Source organism: Caulobacter sp. AVps18 (genome assembly GCF_058681425.1).
The window spans coordinates 163,524-183,811 of the sequence record NZ_CM178737.1 but is presented as its reverse complement, the minus strand read 5'-3'; the positions used below and the strand labels follow the sequence as shown (position 1 = coordinate 183,811).

Annotated in this window: 21 protein-coding genes; 11 read left to right on the top strand and 10 right to left on the bottom strand. The window is 67.1% G+C overall.

Annotated features, from left to right (window positions below):
* Positions 1-159: 159 nt before the first annotated feature.
* Positions 160-963, bottom strand: coding sequence for an SDR family NAD(P)-dependent oxidoreductase (locus tag ACW179_RS00805; protein ID WP_492061976.1), 804 nt, complete (start codon positions 961-963; stop codon positions 160-162).
* 92 nt (positions 964-1,055) lie between these two features.
* On the opposite strand from ACW179_RS00805, the gene queF reads away from it, so the two are divergent.
* Positions 1,056-1,511 carry a preQ(1) synthase gene (queF, locus tag ACW179_RS00800; protein WP_492061973.1) on the top strand — a complete coding sequence of 152 codons (456 nt, stop codon included), beginning with the start codon at positions 1,056-1,058 and terminating at the stop codon, positions 1,509-1,511.
* Positions 1,512-1,721: 210 nt separating this feature from the next.
* Here queF and ACW179_RS00795 read toward each other — a convergent pair whose 3' ends face one another.
* A complete protein-coding gene (locus ACW179_RS00795; protein WP_492061971.1) occupies positions 1,722-2,012 on the bottom strand; it encodes a hypothetical protein in 291 nt (96 codons plus the stop codon).
* Positions 2,013-2,065: 53 nt separating this feature from the next.
* Positions 2,066-2,683, bottom strand: coding sequence for a nitroreductase family protein (locus tag ACW179_RS00790; RefSeq protein WP_492061969.1), 618 nt, complete (start codon positions 2,681-2,683; stop codon positions 2,066-2,068).
* A gap of 73 nt (positions 2,684-2,756) precedes the next feature.
* On the opposite strand from ACW179_RS00790, the gene ACW179_RS00785 reads away from it, so the two are divergent.
* The 5 genes from ACW179_RS00785 (at position 2,757) to ACW179_RS00765 (ending at position 6,142) form a co-directional block, all read left to right on the top strand.
* The gene (locus ACW179_RS00785) at positions 2,757-3,365 is read left to right on the top strand and encodes an NUDIX domain-containing protein (RefSeq protein WP_492061967.1); all 609 of its coding nucleotides are present in this window, start codon (positions 2,757-2,759) and stop codon (positions 3,363-3,365) included.
* Positions 3,366-3,458: 93 nt separating this feature from the next.
* Positions 3,459-4,289, top strand: a complete 831-nt coding sequence (cysE, locus tag ACW179_RS00780; RefSeq protein WP_492061965.1) for a serine O-acetyltransferase — start codon at positions 3,459-3,461, stop codon at positions 4,287-4,289.
* A 17-nt stretch (positions 4,290-4,306) separates the two neighbouring features.
* Positions 4,307-5,092, top strand: a complete 786-nt coding sequence (locus ACW179_RS00775; RefSeq protein WP_492061963.1) for a glutaminyl-peptide cyclotransferase — start codon at positions 4,307-4,309, stop codon at positions 5,090-5,092.
* Positions 5,093-5,221: 129 nt separating this feature from the next.
* Positions 5,222-5,428 (top strand): DUF3126 family protein, encoded by a 207-nt coding sequence (locus tag ACW179_RS00770; protein ID WP_492061961.1) that lies wholly within the window; start codon positions 5,222-5,224, stop codon positions 5,426-5,428.
* A 30-nt stretch (positions 5,429-5,458) separates the two neighbouring features.
* A complete protein-coding gene (locus tag ACW179_RS00765; protein ID WP_492061959.1) occupies positions 5,459-6,142 on the top strand; it encodes a GNAT family N-acetyltransferase in 684 nt (227 codons plus the stop codon).
* 15 nt (positions 6,143-6,157) lie between these two features.
* Here the strand turns inward: ACW179_RS00765 and ACW179_RS00760 are convergent, their stop codons facing one another.
* The 3 genes from ACW179_RS00760 to ACW179_RS00750 all read right to left on the bottom strand — a co-directional run bounded on the left by ACW179_RS00760 (position 6,158) and on the right by ACW179_RS00750 (position 9,548).
* Complete coding sequence (locus ACW179_RS00760) at positions 6,158-6,598, bottom strand: hypothetical protein (RefSeq protein ID WP_492061957.1); 441 nt, start codon at positions 6,596-6,598, stop codon at positions 6,158-6,160.
* Between the two features lie 69 nt (positions 6,599-6,667).
* Positions 6,668-8,656: an OPT family oligopeptide transporter gene (locus ACW179_RS00755; protein WP_492061955.1), complete on the bottom strand. Its 1,989-nt coding sequence runs from the start codon at positions 8,654-8,656 to the stop codon at positions 6,668-6,670.
* Between the two features lie 88 nt (positions 8,657-8,744).
* Complete coding sequence (locus tag ACW179_RS00750; RefSeq protein WP_492061953.1) at positions 8,745-9,548, bottom strand: PhoH family protein; 804 nt, start codon at positions 9,546-9,548, stop codon at positions 8,745-8,747.
* A gap of 294 nt (positions 9,549-9,842) precedes the next feature.
* Here ACW179_RS00750 and ACW179_RS00745 point away from each other — a divergent pair, with 294 nt between their 5' ends.
* From ACW179_RS00745 to ACW179_RS00730, 4 genes are all read left to right on the top strand, one after another.
* Complete coding sequence (locus ACW179_RS00745) at positions 9,843-10,379, top strand: gamma carbonic anhydrase family protein (RefSeq protein ID WP_492061951.1); 537 nt, start codon at positions 9,843-9,845, stop codon at positions 10,377-10,379.
* A gap of 367 nt (positions 10,380-10,746) precedes the next feature.
* Entirely contained in the window at positions 10,747-12,411 is a 1,665-nt protein-coding gene (locus ACW179_RS00740; RefSeq protein ID WP_492061949.1) for a choline dehydrogenase, read from the top strand.
* 88 nt (positions 12,412-12,499) lie between these two features.
* Positions 12,500-13,447, top strand: a complete 948-nt coding sequence (locus tag ACW179_RS00735) for an aldo/keto reductase (protein ID WP_492061947.1) — start codon at positions 12,500-12,502, stop codon at positions 13,445-13,447.
* A gap of 5 nt (positions 13,448-13,452) precedes the next feature.
* A complete protein-coding gene (locus ACW179_RS00730) occupies positions 13,453-13,884 on the top strand; it encodes a globin domain-containing protein (RefSeq protein ID WP_492061945.1) in 432 nt (143 codons plus the stop codon).
* Here ACW179_RS00730 and ACW179_RS00725 read toward each other — a convergent pair.
* A complete protein-coding gene (locus ACW179_RS00725; protein WP_492061943.1) occupies positions 13,881-14,429 on the bottom strand; it encodes a PAS domain-containing protein in 549 nt (182 codons plus the stop codon). The genes ACW179_RS00730 and ACW179_RS00725 overlap by 4 nt on opposite strands.
* Positions 14,430-14,602: 173 nt before the next feature.
* Between ACW179_RS00725 and ACW179_RS00720 the strand changes: the two genes are divergently transcribed.
* Positions 14,603-15,499 (top strand): hypothetical protein, encoded by an 897-nt coding sequence (locus ACW179_RS00720; protein WP_492061942.1) that lies wholly within the window; start codon positions 14,603-14,605, stop codon positions 15,497-15,499.
* Between the two features lie 67 nt (positions 15,500-15,566).
* Here ACW179_RS00720 and ACW179_RS00715 read toward each other — a convergent pair whose 3' ends face one another.
* From ACW179_RS00715 to ACW179_RS00705, 3 genes are all read right to left on the bottom strand, one after another.
* Positions 15,567-18,464, bottom strand: a complete 2,898-nt coding sequence (locus ACW179_RS00715) for a M16 family metallopeptidase (protein WP_492061940.1) — start codon at positions 18,462-18,464, stop codon at positions 15,567-15,569.
* 93 nt (positions 18,465-18,557) lie between these two features.
* Positions 18,558-19,646 carry a DUF2336 domain-containing protein gene (locus ACW179_RS00710; protein ID WP_492061936.1) on the bottom strand — a complete coding sequence of 363 codons (1,089 nt, stop codon included), beginning with the start codon at positions 19,644-19,646 and terminating at the stop codon, positions 18,558-18,560.
* Entirely contained in the window at positions 19,643-20,266 is a 624-nt protein-coding gene (locus ACW179_RS00705) for a hypothetical protein (RefSeq protein ID WP_492061934.1), read from the bottom strand. Before ACW179_RS00705 ends, ACW179_RS00710 begins: the two co-directional genes overlap by 4 nt.
* Positions 20,267-20,288: the final 22 nt, after the last annotated feature.

Below are 20,288 nucleotides of genomic sequence, written 5' to 3'. Positions count from 1 at the left end.
AGCCGCTGACGTGCCTGTAGTTGCAATCAAGGCAGGCAAAGCGCCAGCACGAACGGCGTTCTTCGGCTAAAGTTTGGGCGAAGTGTGACGAATTTGCTTCAGATTCACCGTGTTTGGCCACAGTGCCTGATGAACACTTGTTTCGCTTTAGCCGTGTCTTCAGCGCATCGACATGCTGGCACCGCTCAGGTGCAGGCCTGCATCGACCAGCAGTGTCTCACCGGTGACGTGGCGCGAGGCCGGCGAGGCCAGGAAGACCGCCGCGCCCGCGACGTCCTCGGCTGTGGATGCGACCTTCAGCGGGGTGGCCGACGCAGCGCCGGCCCGCAGCCTGTCGACCCGGTCGGCGTCCATTGCCTTGCCGAACCAGGGTGTGTCGATGAAGCCCGGGCAGATGGCGTTGACGCGGATCAGCGGGGCCAGGGCGCGAGCCAGCGACAGGGTCATGGTGGTCATGGCGCCTTTCGACGCCGCATAGGGCACCGACGAGCCGTTGCCCACCACGCCGGCGATCGAGCTGGTATTGACGACCGCGCCCGGCTGGGGCGCGGCTTCCAGCAGGGATCGCGCGGCCCGCACCATCTGGAAGGCCCCGACCACATTGACCGAATAGAGCTTGAGGAAGTCTTCGGCGTTCACGGCGTCAAGGTCGGCGTGGTTGGGGGCGAACTTGGTCATGCCGGCATTGTTGAACAGGGCGTCGATCCGCCCGGTTGACGCGGCGGCTGCGGCGATCCGGCGGCAGTCTTCGTCGACCGAGACGTCGCCCTGCACGGTGATCGCTCTGGCCCCCTGGGCCTCGACGAGACGCGCGGTTTCCTCGGCTTCTTCGGCGCTGCGGGCATAGTTGATCACCACCAGGGCCGCGCCGCGCGAGGCGGTTTCAGCCGCGATGGCGCGGCCAAGGCCGGTGGAACCGCCGGTGACCACCACTGTAAAGCCGTCGAAATCCCGCCCACTCATGCCGTTCCTCCCGCGTTCGAACACGCGTTTGGACGGTTGTAGCGCTAGCCGAAGCGCTTGTCTCGTGGCGGAGACAGGCCTAAATCCCGGCGATGACAGACCTCAACGTCACCCAGCTCGGCCAGATGGTCGAGGCGCCCGACAGCCCCGACAAGGCCATTCTGGAGCGCGTGCCCAACCCGCAATCGGACGTGCTGTACCTGGCGCGCTTCGTATCCCCCGAATTCACCTCGCTGTGTCCGGTTACCGGTCAGCCCGATTTCGCGCATCTGGTCATCGACTATGCGCCGGGCGACTGGCTGATCGAGAGCAAGTCGCTGAAGCTCTATCTGGGCAGCTTCCGCAACCACGGCTCGTTCCACGAGGACTGCACGGTCAAGGTGGCCCGCAAGATCGTCGAGATCGCAGAGCCCCGCTGGCTGCGCATCGGCGGCTACTGGTATCCGCGCGGCGGCATTCCGATCGATGTCTTCTGGCAGACCGGCCCAGCGCCGGAAGGCCTGTGGGTGCCGGACCAGGGCGTCGCGCCCTATCGCGGCCGGGGGTGAGCCGCAGCGCTGGCGCTATCGAGCCCGGGACCGGCCCTTTCAATCGTCATCCCGGGCCCTGTGCCCGGGACCCATCTGTCAGCCGCAGGTGCGGAGCCGGACTGTACCGACCCGTGCCGCTGATCCCTGGGCCCCGGGAACGGGTCCGGGGTGAGGGGCTCTATTTCATGCCCGAACTGATCAGGTCGTGAGCTTACGGGCGGCTGACCCTCAGCCCTTCGACAGCCGGCGACGATTGGCGCGGACTTTTTTGCGCAGGTGATTGATCGAGCGCGCCGCCACCGCCGTGCCGCTGGTCCCCAACTGGCCCGTCATGGCCATCATGGGGAGGGCAAAACTGGCGGCGACCTTTTCGCTGACCATCAGGCGGATTTCAGCATCAGCCGCCGCGCCGCCAGCAGCGATCTTCAGCGTGCGCAGGCCGATCACCGATGAGGCTTCGACGCCCATAGCCCACATGTTCCAGGCGATGCCTGTCCATGGATCCCTGTGTCGCGCCATCGTCGTCTCCTGTCGTCTGACAGCATTCTAACGCGCCGGAGTGAACTTCGCCTTTAGAGCGGCGCCCATTCTGTGGTGATCGCCGCCACATCCGGTCGCGGGCGTTCTTGCGGGGCTTCGGTGGCCGTGCCCAGATACAGATAGCCGGCCACCTGTTCGCCCGGCTCCACGCCCAGGATCACCAGGGCGCGAGGGTCATAGCTGTACCAGTCAGTGATCCAGTTGGCGCCCCAGCCCATGGCCTCTGCGGCCAGCAGCATCTGATGGCAGACAGCAGACGCACTTTGTCGCTGCTCGGTTTCGGGTATCTCGCCGGGGATATGCCGCGAGATCACCACGACGCAGACCGGCGGGCGGGTCAGTTTGCGCAGCGCGGCATTGGCCTTGACCGGATTGGCCTGGCTGTCGGCGAGCGGCGTGATCTGCGCGGCAAAGGCGTCCTTGGCCTGGCCGCGCAGGATGACAAAGCGCCACGGGGCCAGCTTGCCGTGGTCGGGTACGCGGGCGGCCAGACGCAGCAGGTCGGCCAGGTCCTGGTCGTGGGGGCCCGGCGCCGTCAGGGTCATGGCCGAGGCCGAGCGCCGTCGTGCCAGGAAGCGCAGCACTTCGTAGGACGCTTCGATCGGCAGGGTCTCGCCAAACTCCGGGGCGGGGGGAACGGAACCGGTCAAGACGATCTCCTCGAAGCGTTGTACGGGAAGACACCTATGGCCGCGCTGCGGTCGCCACAAGTCGCGAGCCTCCATGTCCGACAAACCCGCCTGGCTGAAGCCGCATGGAAAGCCCTGGGCCGTGGCCAGCAGCAAGCCGGTCTATGACAATCCCTGGATCGCGGTCACCGAGTATCAGGCCATCGCCCCGACCGGGCGGCCGGCGCTCTACGGCAAGGTGTCGTTCAAGAACCAGGCGATCGGGGTGGTGCCCCTGCATGAGGACGGCACCGTGACCCTGGTCGGCCAGAACCGCTTCGCCATCGCTCACTACAGCTGGGAACTGCCCGAAGGCGGTGCGCCCCTGGGCGAGGCTCCGCTCGACGGTGCCAAGCGCGAACTGGCCGAAGAGGTGGGGCTGATCGCGTCCGACTGGCGGCAGATCCTGCGGATGGAGCTGTCCAACTCGGTCACCGACGAGATCGGCCACGGCTTTCTGGCCATGGGGCTGTCGCCTGCGCCGACCGCTCCGGACGAGACCGAGGACCTGGCCGTGGCGCGCGTGCCCTTCGGTGAAGCGCTTGAGGCGGCGGTGTCGGGCCATATGCCCGACGTTCTGACAGTGGCGCTGCTGCTTCGGGTGCACCATATGGCGGTCAGGGGAGAGCTGCCGCGCGATCTGGCCCGTCTTGTGCTAGGATAGGCATGACTGGCGAGAGGCGCGTTCTTCTCCCGATACCGCTAGTGCGTTTCTAAAAAGAATGTACTAGTCTCCGCAGGGAATGGGAGAGCCCCGGTGGCCAAACGTCTGGAAGTCGTCACGGAGCAGTCAACGCCCCCCGTTTGGGCTGCGCTGCGCAATCAGGCCGAGCACGCCGCTCGGGCCGAGCCGGCCCTGGCCTCGCTGCTCAATGCGGTGATCCTCAGCCATGACAACCTGACTGACGCCCTGACGTTTCAGCTGGCACGCAAGCTGGGCGACCAGGAGATGCGGGCCATGACGGCGCGTGAATTCGCCGCCGACGCCTTCGCCTCCGACCCCGCCCTGATTGCCGCCGCCGAGGCCGACCTGCGGGCGGTGTTCGAGCGCGATCCGGCCTGCAAGGGCTATGTCCAGCCGTTCCTGTTCTTCAAGGGCTTTTTGGCGCTGCAGACCCACCGGGTGTCGCACTGGCTGTGGCACCAGGGGCGAGAGACCCTGGCCTTCCATCTGCAAAGCCGGACCAGTGAGATTTTCCAGGTCGACATCAATCCCGCCGCCCAGATCGGCTCGGGCGTGTTCATCGACCACGGCACCGGCATCGTCATCGGCGAGACGGCGGTGGTCGGTGACGACGTTTCGATGCTGCACGGCGTCACCCTGGGGGGCACGGGCGCGGATCGCGGCGACCGTCACCCCAAGATCGGTCGCGGCGTTCTGCTGGGGGCCGGCGCCAAGGTGCTGGGCAACATCACTATCGGCGACTACGCCAAGGTCGCCTCGGGCTCGGTGGTGCTCAAGCCCGTGCCGCCACATTGCACCGCCGCCGGCGTCCCGGCCCGCATCGTCAACTGCCCGACCTGCGAAGAGCCCGCCCGCACCATGGACCACACCCTGGCCGAGGCCGTGTACGACTACGTGATCTGAGGGGCGGGCTTATCGGCGTGCGTTTCGGTTTCTGGAAAGCGCTGTGCCTCGCCGTTCTGCTGGCGCTCGGCGTCAGTGCGCCTGCCCTGGCGCAGGCGGCGCGCCAGTACGGCTATGAGGTGGTCAACACCTATCCCCACGACCCTGGAGCCTTCACCCAGGGCCTCTTCTGGCGTGACGGGTTTCTGTATGAGAGCACCGGCCTGGAGGGCCGCTCGTCGATCCGCAAGGTGACGTTGGAAACCGGCGTGCCCGAGCAGGAGCGGATGATCGACAGCCGCTACTTCGGCGAAGGGATCATTGACTGGAAGGACCGGCTGATCGAGCTGACCTGGAAGAATGAGCTGGGCTTCATCTACGATCTGGCCACCTTCGAGCAGGTCGGCGAATTTCGCTATGCCGGCGAGGGCTGGGCTCTGACCCGGGACGACAGCCGCATCATCATGAGCGACGGTACGTCCAGCCTGCGGTTTCTCGATCCCGAGACCCTGACGGAAACCGGCCGCATACAGGTGACCGACAATGGCCGCCCTGTGGATAACCTCAACGAGATTGAACTCGTGAAGGGCGAGGTCTTCGCCAACATCTGGCAGACTGACACTATCGCCCGCATCGACCCCAAGACTGGCAAGGTCACCGGCTGGATCGACCTGACAGGCCTGCTGAGCGAGGCTGATCGCGCCGGGCGCCGCGTCGATGTGCTGAACGGCGTGGCCTTTGACGCGGCGACGGATCGACTGTTCGTCACGGGCAAATGGTGGCCGAAACTCTACGAGATCAAGCTGACGCCGAAGCCGAACTAGGACGACAGGGCCGTTCGTCCACGGCCAATCCCCCCGATGGAGACGGAAGCGGCTTGCGACTCCGGCGCGGAACGCTAGGTTCGCCTCAACACGCGCCACGGCGCTGCAACCCGACAACAGGAGCTCCCCGTGGACGCTGAATCCATCGCCAAGATCGAAAAGCACCTGAAGCGCACCTTCGGCAATCCGCACATCGCCCTGAAGGCCCGCCCCAAGCAGAAGGACTCCGCCGAGGTCGAGGTGGCCGGCGAGTTCATCGGCGTGGTCTTCCAGGATGAAGACGAAGACGGCTCCTACATGTTCGAAATGGCGATCCTGGCCGAAGACCTGGAATAGGATCGCGACAGGCCAGGCCGGCAGGGCGAAATGATTTCGCACGTCCTCGACCGGCCGGTCTGGTCGGCCTTTACCGGCCGGCAGGGGGATTTTGCGATCCGCAGGGGCATGGCCCTCAGGGTCGCGCCAGAGTTTGGGCTGTTCGCGGCTTTGGCCGATTCCTCGCCCGAGGCGCTTGCCGATCTCGGGGCGCTGGTGGTCAAGCACGGGACCGGCGGGCTCGTCGAACTGACCGCGCCGCCGCCGGTTCCTGGGACGCAGGTCGTTTCCAGCGCGCTTTGCCTGCAGATGGTCGCCGAAACGGTCGCGCCGGCCTGGGACGTGGCGTTCGATATGCTGTCGCTGGGCGACGCTGATGCGGCGCAGATGCTGGCCCTGGCCACCTTGACCAAGCCCGGCCCGTTCTTTGCCCGCACCCATCAGTTGGGCCGCTTCATCGGCGTGCGCGTGGACGGCCGGCTGGTCGCCATGGCCGGCGAGCGGATGCGGCCCGACGGCTTCACCGAGGCCAGCGGCGTCTGCGTGCATCCCGACCATCGCGGCAAGGGCTATGCGGCCCGGCTGCTGCGCGAGGTGACGGCCGGCATACTGGCGCGCGGCGAGCAGGCGTTTTTGCACAGCTATGCCGACAACGGGGCGGCCATCGGCCTGTACGAGTCGCTGGGCTATCGGGGGCGCGCCGAGGTGGTGTTCACGATCTTGGCGCGGGCTTGAGCTATTCTGGGGATATCAAGCCCCGATACGACCGACTTCAATGAGCTGATCGAAGTTGGCCGGTTCAACCCCGACGCCGACCCAAAGATCGTCCTGGTCTCCGACGAAGTCGGTCCCGCCAGTGCCGATCCAGAACGGGATCGACCCTGTTTCGATCTCAAGCGTGTGGCGCAAGCCTACGACGTTCTGGCCCTCAATCTCTGGCGCGGTGAACAGCAAAACTTGGTGCAGCACAGCGCCCTCGATGGAGCCCCACGGCTCATTGGCATTGCTCCGAACACGGTCCAGTGGATCGTTTAGCCAGTCATCCTGACCTGACAGCACCATGTTGTGGCCTACCTGCTTCCAAGTCAGGAACAGTTCGTGCCCTCCGTCCAAGAGCATTTGGACGGCTCCCGTGAAGCTGAAGCTCGGCTTCTCGAAGTCCCGGACGAGATCTGGCGTGTCCGAGGTCATGGGCCGCCACCTCAGAACCTCGATCTTTGATCCGATCAGAGGCGTGTAAATGGCGGCCCAATCCGTCATCTACGACTCAGCCGTCTTCGCCGCCGCCTTGCGGGCCCAGCGATAGAGGCTCAGCACCACGGCCGCAGCCGCGATCAGGGCCAGGATCATGCCGACCTCTTTCGAGGGCGCGAAAGGCACGGCCAGGGGCGAGGGGTTGTTGGTCGCGACGATCATCAGGGCCAGGGCGACGTTGAACAGGCTCTCGCCGACGATGAAGCCCGAGGCGACGAGGATGCCCATGCGCTTGGCCGGGGCAGCGGTCTTGTCCTTGCTGACGATGCGGTCATAGATCCAGCCGACCACGGCCCCGACCACCACGGGGGCGGTCACCGCGCTGGGCAGATAGATGGCCAGGCCTACGCCCAGGGGCGGCAGGCTCAGGCGCTGGTCGCTGAACCGGCGTAGCAGGGCGTCGACCAGCACCAGGCTCAGGCCGATGGCCGCGCCGATGCCCAGCAGGTTCCACGGCAGCACGCCGCCCATCACCCCCTTGGCCAGGGTCGAGATCAGGGTGGCCTGCGGCGCGCCCAGGTTCTCGGCGCCCGCAACGGTGCTCAGGTTCGGGGCACCGACAAAGCCGTAGGAGCGATTGAGGATCTCCAGGACCACCGGAATGATCAGCGAGCCGGCCAGCACGCCGATCACCAGGGCGACCTGCTGCTTCCACGGGGTGGCGTCGACCAGCTGCCCGGTCTTGAGGTCCTGCAGGTTGTCATTGGCGACCACAGCCACGGCCAGGACGATGGCGGTGACGAACAGGGCGAAGGCGACCAGGGCGGTGGTGATCTCGGGTCCGCCCGCCACCCGGCCGATGGCTCCGACCATCAGCGAGGCGCCCAGCACCGTCAGGATGGCGATGCCCGAGACGGGGCTGTTGGACGAGCCGATCAGGCCGGCCATGTAGCCACAGACGGCGGCGGCCAGCAGGCCGGCGAACACCAGGAAGGCGACAGCCGCCAGAATCAGCGGCAGGGCCACGCTCGACAGCGGTCCGCCGCTGAGGAAATGGGCCATCACCCAGCCGGCCGGGGCCAGCAGGATGGTGGCGACCAGTCCGACGATGAGAATAGGAATGTCCTGCTCGACGCGCGGGATCGCAGCGCCGTCCTTGCGGCGCGCCTTGCCGGCTTCCATGGCCGAGACCAGGCCCTGCCAGATCGGAACGACCAGCTTGCCCAGGGTCCAGATGGCGGCCGCGCCGATGACGCCGGCCCCCAGGAAGCGGACCTTGGTGCTCCAGATCGTCATGGCGTGCTCTTCGGCGCCGACGCCGGCCATGGGGAAGAAGCCGGTCATGATCGGGACCAGCACGGCCCAGGCGATGAACAGGCCGGCGAACATGGCGATGCCCACCGTAATGCCCATCAGGTGGCCCGCGCCCATCAGGGCCAGCGAACTGGAGGCACCGATTCCGGTCGCGCCGGCTCCGGTCTTGAAGAAGGCGGCAATCTCACCGGCGAACACCTTGGCGGCGGCCAGAGCGGCGAACAGGGCCGAGGCGATGGTTCCGGCAGCCACGGCGACCAGCCCTGCCTTGCCCTCGGCCGCGCCTTCGCGCGAGCCTGTGCCGACCTTCAGCACCTCGGCGGCGGCGACGCCCTCGGGATAGGGCAGGGTGGAATTGGTCACCAGGGCCCGGCGCAGGGGGATAGTGTACATCACGCCCAGAATGCCGCCGACCGCGCAGGCCATGAAGGTGGTGAAGAACGGCACGTGCGCCCACCAGCCGATCATCAGCAGGCCGGGCAGGACAAAGATCACCGAGGCCAGGGTGCCCGCCGCCGAGGCGATGGTCTGGACGATATTGTTTTCCTGGATGGTCGAGGTCTTGAAGGCTCGCAGCAGGGCCATCGAGATGACCGCCGCCGGGATCGAGGTCGCGAAGGTCAGGCCCACCTTCAGGCCCAGATAGACCTGGGCGGCGGTGAACACGACGGTGATGATGATCCCGAGCAGGACCCCCCGCACGGTAAACTCGGTGCGCAGAGCGGTAGCGGCGTCGGCCATGAAGCGGTCCTGAAACAGTTAAGGCGGCCGGACCTTGCACGTCCGACCGCCCCAAACTCAAGCCTTCGATTGAGTAGATGTTATAAAATTACAGAACGCCCAGCATCTCGGCGACCAGCGGATGGCGGACGATGTCGCGGTCGGCCAGACGGACCACGCCGATGTTTTCCAGCGCGTCGAACTTGGCGGCCACGTCGGCCAGACCCGAAATGCCGGGGAGAAGGTCGGACTGGTTCGGGTCGCCGGTGACGACCATGGTCGAGTTCCAGCCCAGGCGGGTCAGCAGCATTTTCAGCTGCATGTAGGTGCAGTTCTGGGCCTCGTCGATCACCACGAAGGCGTTGTTCAGCGTGCGGCCCCGCATGAAGCCGACCGGGGCGATCTCGATGGAGCCGTCGGCCATCAGGGCCCGCATGCGCCGGCTGGAGAGCCGGTCGGTAAGGGCGTCGTAGAGGGGCCGCAGATAGGGGGCCAGCTTGTCTTCCATATCGCCGGGCAGATAGCCGATCGACTCGCCGGCCTCGACCGCCGGGCGCGACAGGACGATGCGGGCCACCGAGCCGGCCTCCAGCGCCTCGACCGCCTTGGCGATGGCGATATAGGTCTTGCCGGTGCCTGCGGGACCCAGCGCCATGACCAGGTTCTTGTTGTCGATGGCTTCCATCAGCTCGGCCTGGCCGGGCGATTTGGGTTTTATGGTTTTGAGATAGCTCTGATCTCGCTCTGGTCCCCGCGCGGGACCTTCATGCCCCAGGGGCGACCACCCGTTTCCACGTTCGCGATGATCGACCGGCAGGCGACGCACCTTGGCGTCATCCGCAAAGTGGCCGGTCTCGGTCGCGCCTTCGCGCGCCATACGCTTCAGGGCTCGCTTGGTCATGAAAGCCTCCATTCAGGCATGAAAAAAGGACGAGGCCGTGTGGCGTCGTCCTTGGCGGTGGGGAGGAGATGAACGAAGGCGCGTGCGCAGCGAGGCGTCTCGGCGCTGGGCCGGGAAGGCGGGGGTCGAAGAGAACGCCTGAACGCCAAGAGCGACACCGTGGTCTCCGTTGCCGGGAGCCGGGACCGAACATCGGCCCGGTGGGAATCGCAGGATTTTCCCCTATGATTCGCCCGGCTAGGATGATGCTAACGTGGTTTCCCAGTTATTAATCAAGTGACCTTTTTCAGAACACGGGGTGTACGGATGACTGTCTATTCCTTGGGCGCCGCCCGTCCGACGCTTCCCGTGTCAGGCGAATACTGGATCGCGCCGACCGCTTCGGTGATGGGCAATGTCATTCTCAAGACAAACGCCAGTATATGGTGGGGTGCGGTGGTGCGCGGAGACAACGATCCCATCGTGATCGGTGAGAACAGCAACGTTCAGGACGGTTCTGTGCTTCACACAGACCACGGTGCGCCGCTGACCATCGGGGCGAATGTGACCATCGGCCACATGGTGATGCTGCACGGCTGCACGATCGGAGACGGCTCGCTGATCGGCATCGGGGCCATTGTTCTCAATGGCGCAAAAATCGGCAGGAACTGCCTGATCGGCGCCGGCGCCCTGATCACCGAGGGCAAGGAGATTCCTGACAACAGCATGGTGATGGGCGCGCCGGGCAAGGTGGTGCGCGAGATCGGCGAGCAGCACGCTATCGTCCTGCAGGCTTCGGCTCTGCACTATGTCGAGAACTGGAAGCGCTATGCCGGGGAGCTGGCGCTGATTGACCCGGCCTGACGCCGGCGTCTGCGGGCAAACAGTGCCTGCAAGGGGGAGCGCCGCCTGCCACCTGGGGGGTGTGGCGGCGACGCTCCCGACCTCACGCGGGGCAATGCGCGAGCTCGTGGCCTGCCCGGGCGAAGAGTGGACCTGGGCGAAAGCCGGATCGGGCAGGCGGGGGTTACGCTCGCCCGACACGAGAAGACTACACCTGTTGCGATTGATTAGAACTCAAAGACTCGCGTTATGCGTAAATTTGTCGCGGGGCGCGCTTCCGGATGGCTGCGCCTGCCCGTCCTTGCCGCTTGGGCGCCCTTGTGCCGGATGAAAAGCCGCGCCACTCTCTGTCTTAACAACGATAACATTCAGGGAGGGCGTCGGGGTCATGGCCAGCGAACGCTTCGACTACATCGTCATCGGCGCCGGTTCGGCGGGCTGCGTGCTGGCCGCGCGACTGACGGAAGATCCCAACATCAAGGTGCTGCTGCTGGAGGCCGGGGGCAAGAACACCTCGATCCTGGTCAAGATGCCCGCCGGCGTTGGCGAGCTGATCAAGGCCAAGGGTGAACAGAACTGGGGCTTCTGGACCGAGGCCGAGCCGCACCTGGATAACCGCAAGCTGTGGTGGCCACGCGGCAAGGGGCTGGGTGGCAGCTCGGCGATCAACGGCATGGTCTACATCCGCGGCCATGCGCGCGACTATGACCAGTGGCGGCAGATGGGCCTGACGGGCTGGTCCTATTCGGAGGTCCTGCCCTATTTCAAGCGGTCGGAAACTCATCACGCCGGCGGCGACGCCTATCACGGCGGGGCCGGGCCGCTGCATGTGTCCAAGGGCGAGTCGGCCAGCCCCTTCTATCCGGCCCTGATCGAGGCCGGCCGTCAGGCGGGCTACAAGACGACCCGTGACTTCAACGGCTATCAGCAAGAGGGCTTTGGCCCCTACGATCTGACCATCCGTGATGGCAAGCGCTGGAGCGCAGCGGCGGCTTATCTGACGGCGGCCCTGTCGCGGCCCAACCTGACCTGCGTGACGGAAGCCCGGACCACGAAGATCCTGATCGAGAAGGGCCGCGCCATCGGCGTCAACTATGTGGTCGGCAAGGGCGGCGAGGCCCACACGGCCCATGCCGACGCCGAGGTTCTGCTGAGCGCCGGCGCGGTGCAGTCGCCGCAGATCCTGCAGCTGTCGGGCATTGGTGATCCGGATCTGCTGCGCCAGCACGGCGTGGCGGTGGTGCAGGAGTCGAAGGGCGTCGGCGCCAACCTGCAGGACCATCTGGATGTCTGCGTGTCCTGGACGGCCAAGAACCTGACCACGGCCTATTCGGCCAACAAGGGGCTGCGGAAGCTGGGCACGGGCCTGTCCTACATGCTGATGGGCAAGGGCTTGGGTCGCCAGCAGTTCCTGGAAAGCGGTGCCTTCATCAAGTCGCGCCCCGATCTGGACCGACCCGACCTGCAGATCCACGGCGTGCTGGCCATCATGCAGGATCACGGCAAGACCCTGATCGAAAAGGACGGCTTCACCCTGCATGTCTGCCAGCTTCGGCCCGAAAGCCGGGGCAAGGTGGGCCTGCGCTCGGCTGACGCCTTCGATGATCCGACCATCCTGGGCAACTACCTGGCCACCGACGAGGACCGCCGCGCCCTGCGCGAGGGCGTCCGCATGGCCCGCGAGGTGGTGGCCCAGGCGGCGCTCGATCCCTATCGCGACGCCGAATATGCGCCGGGCGCCGATGTCCGCACCGACGCTGACCTGGATGCCTGGATCCGCGCCAAGTCCGAGACCATCTATCACCCGGTCGGCACCTGCCGGATGGGCGCGGCGGGCGATCCGCTGGCGGTGGTCGACAGCGAGCTGCGGGTGCAGGGGATTGCGGGCCTGCGGGTCATCGACGCCTCGGTCATGCCCACCCTGGTGGGCGGCAACACCAATGCCCCGACCATCATGATCGCCGAACGCGCCAGCGACCTGCTGCGGGGCAAGGCCACCCTGGCCCCGGTGGATGTGCCGGTGTTCGAGGACGGGCGAGCGGCCGCAGCCTGATAACGCGTGATCCCGGGCCTGGCCGCGCTTGGCCGGGCCCGGGATATGACCAAAGCCTTCTGATCGACGTCGTCCAAAGGTCTCTTTCATGCAAGATCGCCCTCTTGGCCGTTCGGGCCTTGTCACCGCACCCCTGATCTTCGGCGGCAACGTCTTTGGCTGGACAGCGGACGAGGCCACGTCGCACCAGCTGTTGGACACCTTCATCGACGGTGGCTTCAACGCCGTCGACACGGCCGACGTCTATTCGGCCTGGGTTCCCGGGCACGAGGGGGGCGAGTCCGAGAGCGTCATCGGCCGTTGGCTGAAGGCGCGGGGCAAGCGCGACGACGTGCTGCTCCTGACCAAGGTGGCCATGTGGCCCCGGCAGCCGGGCCTGTCGGCGGCCAACATCGAGGCGGCGGTCGAAGGCTCGCTCCGGCGTCTCCAGACCGACCATATCGATCTCTACCAGTCACATCGCGACGATGCCGAAACGCCGGTTGAGGAAACGCTCGAGGCCTTCGCCCGCCTGGTGAAGTCCGGCAAGGTGCGCGCGATCGGCGCCTCCAACTTCACGCCCGAGCGGTTGACCCAGTCCCTGGGCGCCTCGGCGGCGGCCGGCCTGCCGCGCTATGAAACGATCCAGCCCAAGTTCAACCTCTATGATCGCAGCGAGGTCGAGGGCGCGCTTGCATCCCTGACCCAGGCTGAAGGGGTGGGCGTCATTCCCTTCTATGGTCTGGCGGCGGGGTTCCTGACCGGCAAGTACCGCACGGCTGCTGATCTGGAGGGGCGTGCGCGGGCGGCGACCGTCAAGCGCGACTATCTCAACGACAAGGGTCTGCGGGTGCTGGCGGCCCTGGACGCTGCGGCCCAGGCGACGGGCGCCACCCCGGCCCAGGTGGCCCTCGCCTGGATCATGGCCCATCCGGCGATCACCGCGCCCATCGCCAGCGCCACCTCTGTGGCCCAGCTTCAGGACCTGATGGGCGCGGCGAGCCTGGTCCTGCCGCCCGAGGTTTTGGCGGACCTGGACGCCGCCGGGCGGGACTGATCGGCGTGGACGGCGCTCTGATCGAGAAGACTTTCGAGATCGCGGCCCAGCGGTGCGATGACCTGACGCCGCTCGTCTATGGCCGACTGTTCGCCCAGCAGCCGCAGATGGAGGCGCTGTTCTGCCTTGACGCCAACCATCAGGTGCGGGGCGAAATGCTCTCGCAGGTCATCCGGACAATTCTCGATTTCGTGGGTGAGCGGCTCTACGGCGCCAATCTGATCCGGACCGAAGTCATGACCCATGCCGGTTATGACGTGCCGCCAGATGTGTTCGCGACGTTCTTCGCCGTGGTGGCCGAGACCCTGCGCGATGTGCTGGGCGATGACTGGACGGCCCAGACGGACGCGGCGTGGCATCAGCTTCTGGCCGAGCTTGAGACCTGCGTCACCCACCCGCACCACAATGGCACGGTGCAGCTTCTTTCCGGAGCTTAGGCCATCCGCAGCCCGTGCAGGGTAGCCAGGCGCAGTTGCGGGCCTTCCTGGTTGGCGACCCCGAGGGGCTGAATGGTGCGTACGCCCAGCTCATGGGCCGGCCGCCCCATCAGCCGCTGGATCATGGCGGTGGGTTGATAGAGGCCCAGGAAGCGGTCGGTTTCCCCGGATTTTCCACGCAGCGGCGCGAACAGAACCTCCATCCCCACGGACGGCGCGCCGATGGCGCGGATATCGGCGCTGATTACCACAGGCTGGCCGCGGCGGCGGGCGATGGCCAGGGACGACTTCACATCCAGGCGGTGCGACAGGGCCCACAGGCTCAGGGCGTCCTCACCACGCAGGTCGCGCGCGTGCAGGTCGGTGACGAAACCGCCGGCCAGACGAAAGGGAACCCGTCCTGCCTGCTCGCGGCCGACAATGAAGACCTGGGGCAGAAGGTCGGCGAAATCGCCCGGATTGATGTCCATGCGGGCGGGCGCAATGGCGTCGCCTTTGCGCTCACGCCAATAGTCTATCAACCGTTCCGTGCTTGGATGGAACATCGTCGTCCCCTGGCGGGTCCTGGCGCGGCTGTTTTCGACCGCACGGACCTTGCTGGGAGATCCGGGCCACAGGCTCGACTGTCCCGTTTTGGCGCAAGCCGGGTGGGTGTCGGGCCACGGCGCGATTCTTGCTGGCCGAACGGTCGGACGACGTCGTGTGAAGGGGAGCCGCCATGAAGGCGCCGAAACGATCGATGCGCGGGCTGGTCTGGGGCCTCGGCGCTCTGGCGGGAAGCCTGATGATAGGCGGGTCGGCCTATGCCCAGTGCTGTGCGCCGCCGCCGCCGCCATCGAACTGCTGCGCGCCGCCGCCGGCGCCGCCCCGTCCGCCGCGCCCGCCCAGCACCCCGTGCTGCACGCCCGGACACAACGTCAATATTCCCGGCGTCAATGTGAACGTCGGCGCCACCGTCATCGTCAACGCCAACGCCTCGGCCGGCGCGACCTCCTCGGCCTATGCAGGCGCAGGTGCGGGCGCTTCGGCCGGGACCACGGTCTTTTACGGCGGCGGCGGGCATGGCGGCTATTATTCCGGCCCGATGTCGACCGGCTATATCCAGGGGCTGAATGTCGAGGGCGGCGAAGCGCGCCGTCGCTCGGCCTATGAGGCCACCCGCACCCGCATGCGCCGCGTGGTCGTCCGCGCCGTCTGCCTGGACGACCGCGACGTGCCGCACCCGGCCTCGCAGGTCACGCCAGATCGCGAGATCGACAATGCCTATGATGGCGAGCTCTATCGCTGCATCGCCGGCTCGCGGATGCAGTACGTGATCGGCGACTACGAAAGCGCCATCGACATCAATAGCGGCAAGGGCGCCCAGACCTTCCTGTGCGGCAAGAACCAGGCGCTGTATCGCAGCGCCGGTGGCCCGGTCAGCTGCCGCCCGCAAAAAGCGGCCCGCGACTGCAACGAACGCTCGCTGCTGCGCCGCTTCGGCGCGGGGGTGAAGATCCTCACGATCCTGTCCACCGAAACCTACACGGCCTATCGCGAGGAAAGCGTCCGCGAAGCCAGCACATCGTCGATGAGCTTCAGCCTCGATGGCGGGGTCGGCGGCGTGGTCTACTAGGCCAGCCTTCAAGCGACGTATGAACTGAAAGAAGCCCCTCGGTGCAAACCGAGGGGCTTTTTCGTCTCTACTTCCCTGCGGGCTTGGCCAGCACCGTCCAGGACTTGTCGTCGCCCAGGAAGGTGCGGGCGGCTTTCTGGATGTCGGCGGGCTTGACGCGTTCAAGGCCGGCGATCACCGAGCGGGTCGAGTCCAGCAGGCGCGGATCGGCCTGTGCGCCCGACAGGCTTCCCAGCCAGTACTCGTTGGTGACCCGGGCCTTTTCGATCTGGTCCAGACGCGGCTTCCTGGCCCGTTCCAGTTCGTCAGCCGTCACCGGCTTGTCTCGCAGGTCAGCGGCGATCTGGCGGATCGAGGCGGCGACGCCCTCCAGCTTTTCGGGTGGAACCTCGACGCTGACCGACAGATAGCCCCAGTCATTGAAGACGATGCTGTGAGTCGCTGAAGCCGAGGGCGAATAGGTCGCGCCCTGCTTCTCGCGCAGTTCGTCGGTCAGGCGCAGTTGCATCACCTGGGCCAGGACCGAGACGTCGCGGGCCCGTTGCAGGTCGGAGAACAGGTCGTCTGTCCGCCAGGCCATGAACAGCTGGGCCTGGTCGGCGCGGCCCTTGTGGGTGATGACCACCGGCGTCTTCGAGGGCGCTGGGAAGGGTGCCTGGCGCGCGGCGGTCGGTTCAGGCACCGAGGTACGCGCGGGCAGGGCACCGAAGGTTTCGGCCACGGCGGCGATGGCCTTGTCCACGGTCACGTCGCCGACGATCACGACCTCGATCTGGCCGCTGGCCAGGGGATTGGCCACCGCGCCCTTCAGGGTGTCGAGCGAGGCGGCGGCGATCTCGTCACGCGACGGGAAGGTCCAGCGCTTGTCGCCGCCGTGCAGCAGGCCGTTCAGGTCGCGGCCCATGACCCCGCCGCTGGTGGTCTCAAGCTGGTCGTGGATGGTGCCGTAGAAGGTCTTGATGCGCGAGAAGGCCTCGGGCCGCCAACCGGGCTCGGCGGCGAAGGCCGCCAGCACCTGCAGTTCGGTTCCGATATCGTCGCGTCGCGTTCGGCCCGACAGGGTGAAGGCGTCGTCTTCGACGCCCAGGCTGGCGTTCCAGATCTTGCCGTTCAGCACCCGCTCCATGTCCTGGGCGCTGATCTGCTTGAGACCGCCCTCAATGAACGACGAGCCCGACCACACCGGGCTCTGGGCGCCGGGGGACAGGTCCAGCAGGCCATGGCCGATGCGGGCCTTGATCAGGATCTGGTCGTCCCGGAACTTGGTCGGTTTGACGGTCAGGCGGACGCCGTTCTCGAACCGCACGAAGACGGTGTCGAGGTCGGAAATATCCTTCTGCTCGGCCACCTTGCCGACCGCGCCGAAGCTGGCATAGGGCCAGGTGGTGGTGGCTGGGGCAGCCGGGGCCGTCACCGCCACCTTGCGGGAGTCGGCATAGGCGGCCGCCACCGTCGCCTCGCCGCCCTCGATCGCGGTCGGGGTCGGAATCAGGATCAGCGGGCCCGAGCCGGTGAAGGCACCTTTCAGGGCGGCCGAGACGCGCTCGGCGGTCAGGCCTTTGACGATCTCGTCGAAGGCGGCCAGGTTTTGGCTGGGGCTGGTGACGGTCTCGCCGTCGCCCAGCGTACCGACGATATTGCCGGCCAGGGATGTGGTGCGCTGGGTGGCCTCGCCGGAGACGGCGGCGACCAGGGACGAGCGCAGGTTGGCGATTTCGCGATCCAGTTCATCCTGGCGAACGCCAAACTCGATCACGCGGCGCTGTTCCTGGTCCAGCGCCGACAGTGCTTCCTTCCAGCGGCCCGGCTGGGCCGTGGCACCCAGGGTGGTGAGGCGCAAGGCGCCGTACTGGTCGCTGGTGAAGGCACCGCCCGAGATGAACGGCGGGTCGCCCGAGCGGCTCAGCGCCTGCAGGCGACGGTTCAGCACCGCAAAGGCCAGGTTCTTGACCGTGTCGCGAACATCTGTGGCCTTGGTCTCGATCAGGGTGTCGGGCGGACCAGCCCACGATATCTGCACGGACAGCGGCGCGCCGGGTTCGACAATCAGGCGGACGGTTTCACCGCGCTTGGCCACCTTGCCCACATCGGGGCTGGGGCCGGCGGGGCCCTTGGCGGTCCAGTCGCCGAACCGGGCCTTGATCTTGGCCTCCATAGCGTCGAGGTCGAAGTCGCCGACCGCCACCATCACCGCCCGCTCGGGCCGGTAATAGGCCTGGTAGTAGTCTCGGATGCGCTGGGCGGGCGCGGTCTTGAGGATCTCGGTCTTGCCGATCGGGATGCGCTTGGGCGGCAGCTGGCCTTCCATCTGGAAGTCCATGGACTTGATGGCCACGCGATAGCCGGGGCTGTCGCGGGTGCGTTCTTCGGACAGCACCACGCCGCGCTCGCGGTCGACGGCCTCGGGGGCGATGGTCAGCTCGCCGGCCGCTTCGCGCAACAGCATCAGCGAGGTGTTGACCGTCTCGTCGTCAGTCTTGGGCAGGTCGAGCTGATAGATGGTCTCGTCCAGACCCGTCGAGGCGTTGGTGTCGGCACCGAAGGCCAGGCCGTGGCGCTCCAGGATCTTGATCATCTCGCCTTCGGGCACGTTCTTGCTGCCATTGAAGGCCATGTGCTCCAGGAAGTGGGCCAGGCCCTGCTGGTCATCGGCTTCCATCATCGAGCCGGCGTCGAACCACAGGCGCAGGGCGGCCTGGCCGGGCGGGGTAGCGTTCTTGCGCAGGGCGTAGCGCATGCCGTTGGGCAGGACGCCGAAACGCACCGCTGGATCAGGCGTCAGGTCAGAAAGCTCATGCGCCCACTGGCCCGGCTTCAGTTGAGCCAGGGTAGGGCCCGCAGGCTGGGCCGGTGCCGCAGCGACGGACGGCGCGCCGCCCATCTTGGGCAGGTCGGGAAGCGACGAGCAGGCCGCAAGGGACAGGCCGGCGGCGGCAAGCAGTGTCAGGCGCGAGGCGCGAATCATAGACGACCCAGGGTTTGGTGAGCTTCTTGGAGGCTCACCTTGGCCGGGGGCGAAGGCGCAAGCAAGGCGCAGGGCGCCGCGCGAAAGCCGCGATCAGGCGGCGGCGACGTCGCCGGTCTGGCGACGCAGACGCCAGAAGCGGATGGTCCGCATGGCGGCTTCGCGGGGCAGGGCGGCATAGAGCTCGCCATAGACCTTGGCCTTGCCCATCGTATCGTCGGACGGATCCAGGATCAGTAGAGCGAAGGTCAGGAACAGGGCGCGGTCGAAATCGGCGGCACGGCAGACCACAGCCAGGCCGTCGATTTCACGGCGGTCCAGGATCTTGCGGGCCGTGTGGAAGTCGATGGCCGCCAGGTCGGACAGCGCGACCAGGAACAGGGTCGACTTCTTGCCGCGCAGCATACCGGCCAGGGCCTGGGGCGTGACGCCGCCGCGGGCCTTCAGGGCGCGAAACTCCGACTCCGCCTGGGCGTGATCGGCGGGCAGGGCACCGTCCTGGGCGGCCACGCGCTTGCGACCGGCGCTGAGCGCGGCCTCCAGCGTCGCCGGGTCCATGCCGGCGTTCTTTTCCATGATCCGGTCGCGAAGCTTGGCCTCGACCATGAAGTACATTTCGTTGAGCAGATCGACCGGCAGGCTGTGGCGGTCGACGACGGCCTCGTGCAGGGCAGGATTGGCGGCGGCGCGGTCAACCACGGCCTCATGGGCCTCGCGAGACAGCACCGCGCCCTCGTTGCGCAGCAGCACGCCGAGGGTGTCGTCGTCGCCACGCTGGATCACGACATCCGACACGGCGCTGGGCACGCTGGCGCGTTGCGAGATCGCGCGCAGGTGATCCTGGCCCTGGGTGCGGGCCACATGCAGAAGGTCGTCTTCCGACAGGGCCGTGGAGCCTTGCAGGATCGGTCGGGCTACGGCGATGCTGTCGACGGCCAGTACCCTGCTCAGGCCGCGCGGCGCGCTCGTCGCCTGGCCCATGCGCTGGGCCAGCTCGATCTTGACGGCCTCTTCCATCTCGCTGGCCAGCTGGCTCATCACATCATCGAACAGGCCCATTTCCACCGGGTTATGGGTGTCGCCGGCGAAGAACAGGTCGGTGACGCCACGCAGCAGTTCGCGGCGCTTTTCGCTGGAGGGTTCGTCGGCCAGGGCGATCAGGTCGTGGAGGCGCGATTTCATCGGAGGGAAAGATCCTTGCCGGCGTCGCGGTCGGCTTCGTTGCCGGTGGGACCGCCCGCCAGCCATTCAGCCGAGCCGTGGCGCGGCGCATTGGCGCTGGCCGTGACGGGGGCGTCTGACGGGGCGATGAACACCATACCGTTGGGTTTGAGAGGTGGCAGGGCGTCGGGCTGCAGGCCGTATTGGCGACCCACGGAATAGGTGCGCGACAGGCTGGGACCCAGGGCGTCGGCGGTGGGCGGCGACGGCGCGGCGGCCAGGGTCTGGCGAAGGGCCGGCTGTGGGGCGGGCGCCACGGCCGGCTGGGCGTACAGGCTCTGCGGAAGGGGCGCTGGCGGACGCAGCGCCACAGCGGGCGCGGCTGCTGCGGGCGGCGGGGCGTCCAGCCGGTGCCGGGGCGCTGCGGGCTCGGGCGGCGAGACCGCCACGGGCGAAGGTGCGGGCGCGGCGGTTGGGGCCTTTCCGGCCCAGCCCAGCATCGGGCCGGTATAGGCAAGGCTGGCGGTCTGGGCCGAGGTCTCGCGTTCGGCGCGCGGGCCATAGCGGCTCTCGCGCGCGTCCTGGGCCTGAACGGCCGAGGCGGCGCAGGCGAAGACAGCGATGGCGACAACGAGACGCATGGTTGATCCAGGCAGGGAGTTT

Excerpts from the sequence above, each read along its gene's own strand:
- ACW179_RS00715 (WP_492061940.1), bottom strand. The coding sequence starts at position 18,464 with ATGATTCGCGCCTCGCGCCTGACACTGCTTGCCGCCGCCGGCCTGTCC.
- ACW179_RS00725 (WP_492061943.1), bottom strand. The coding sequence starts at position 14,429 with ATGTTCCATCCAAGCACGGAACGGTTGATAGACTATTGGCGTGAGCGC.
- ACW179_RS00705 (WP_492061934.1), bottom strand. The coding sequence starts at position 20,266 with ATGCGTCTCGTTGTCGCCATCGCTGTCTTCGCCTGCGCCGCCTCGGCC.
- ACW179_RS00720 (WP_492061942.1), top strand. The coding sequence starts at position 14,603 with ATGAAGGCGCCGAAACGATCGATGCGCGGGCTGGTCTGGGGCCTCGGC.
- ACW179_RS00710 (WP_492061936.1), bottom strand. The coding sequence starts at position 19,646 with ATGAAATCGCGCCTCCACGACCTGATCGCCCTGGCCGACGAACCCTCC.
- ACW179_RS00785 (WP_492061967.1), top strand. The coding sequence starts at position 2,757 with ATGTCCGACAAACCCGCCTGGCTGAAGCCGCATGGAAAGCCCTGGGCC.
- ACW179_RS00805 (WP_492061976.1), bottom strand. The coding sequence starts at position 963 with ATGAGTGGGCGGGATTTCGACGGCTTTACAGTGGTGGTCACCGGCGGT.
- ACW179_RS00740 (WP_492061949.1), top strand. The coding sequence starts at position 10,747 with ATGGCCAGCGAACGCTTCGACTACATCGTCATCGGCGCCGGTTCGGCG.
- ACW179_RS00755 (WP_492061955.1), bottom strand. The coding sequence starts at position 8,656 with ATGGCCGACGCCGCTACCGCTCTGCGCACCGAGTTTACCGTGCGGGGG.
- ACW179_RS00795 (WP_492061971.1), bottom strand. The coding sequence starts at position 2,012 with ATGGCGCGACACAGGGATCCATGGACAGGCATCGCCTGGAACATGTGG.
- ACW179_RS00750 (WP_492061953.1), bottom strand. The coding sequence starts at position 9,548 with ATGGAGGCTTTCATGACCAAGCGAGCCCTGAAGCGTATGGCGCGCGAA.
- ACW179_RS00765 (WP_492061959.1), top strand. The coding sequence starts at position 5,459 with ATGATTTCGCACGTCCTCGACCGGCCGGTCTGGTCGGCCTTTACCGGC.
- ACW179_RS00735 (WP_492061947.1), top strand. The coding sequence starts at position 12,500 with ATGCAAGATCGCCCTCTTGGCCGTTCGGGCCTTGTCACCGCACCCCTG.
- queF (WP_492061973.1), top strand. The coding sequence starts at position 1,056 with ATGACAGACCTCAACGTCACCCAGCTCGGCCAGATGGTCGAGGCGCCC.
- ACW179_RS00760 (WP_492061957.1), bottom strand. The coding sequence starts at position 6,598 with ATGACCTCGGACACGCCAGATCTCGTCCGGGACTTCGAGAAGCCGAGC.
- ACW179_RS00745 (WP_492061951.1), top strand. The coding sequence starts at position 9,843 with ATGACTGTCTATTCCTTGGGCGCCGCCCGTCCGACGCTTCCCGTGTCA.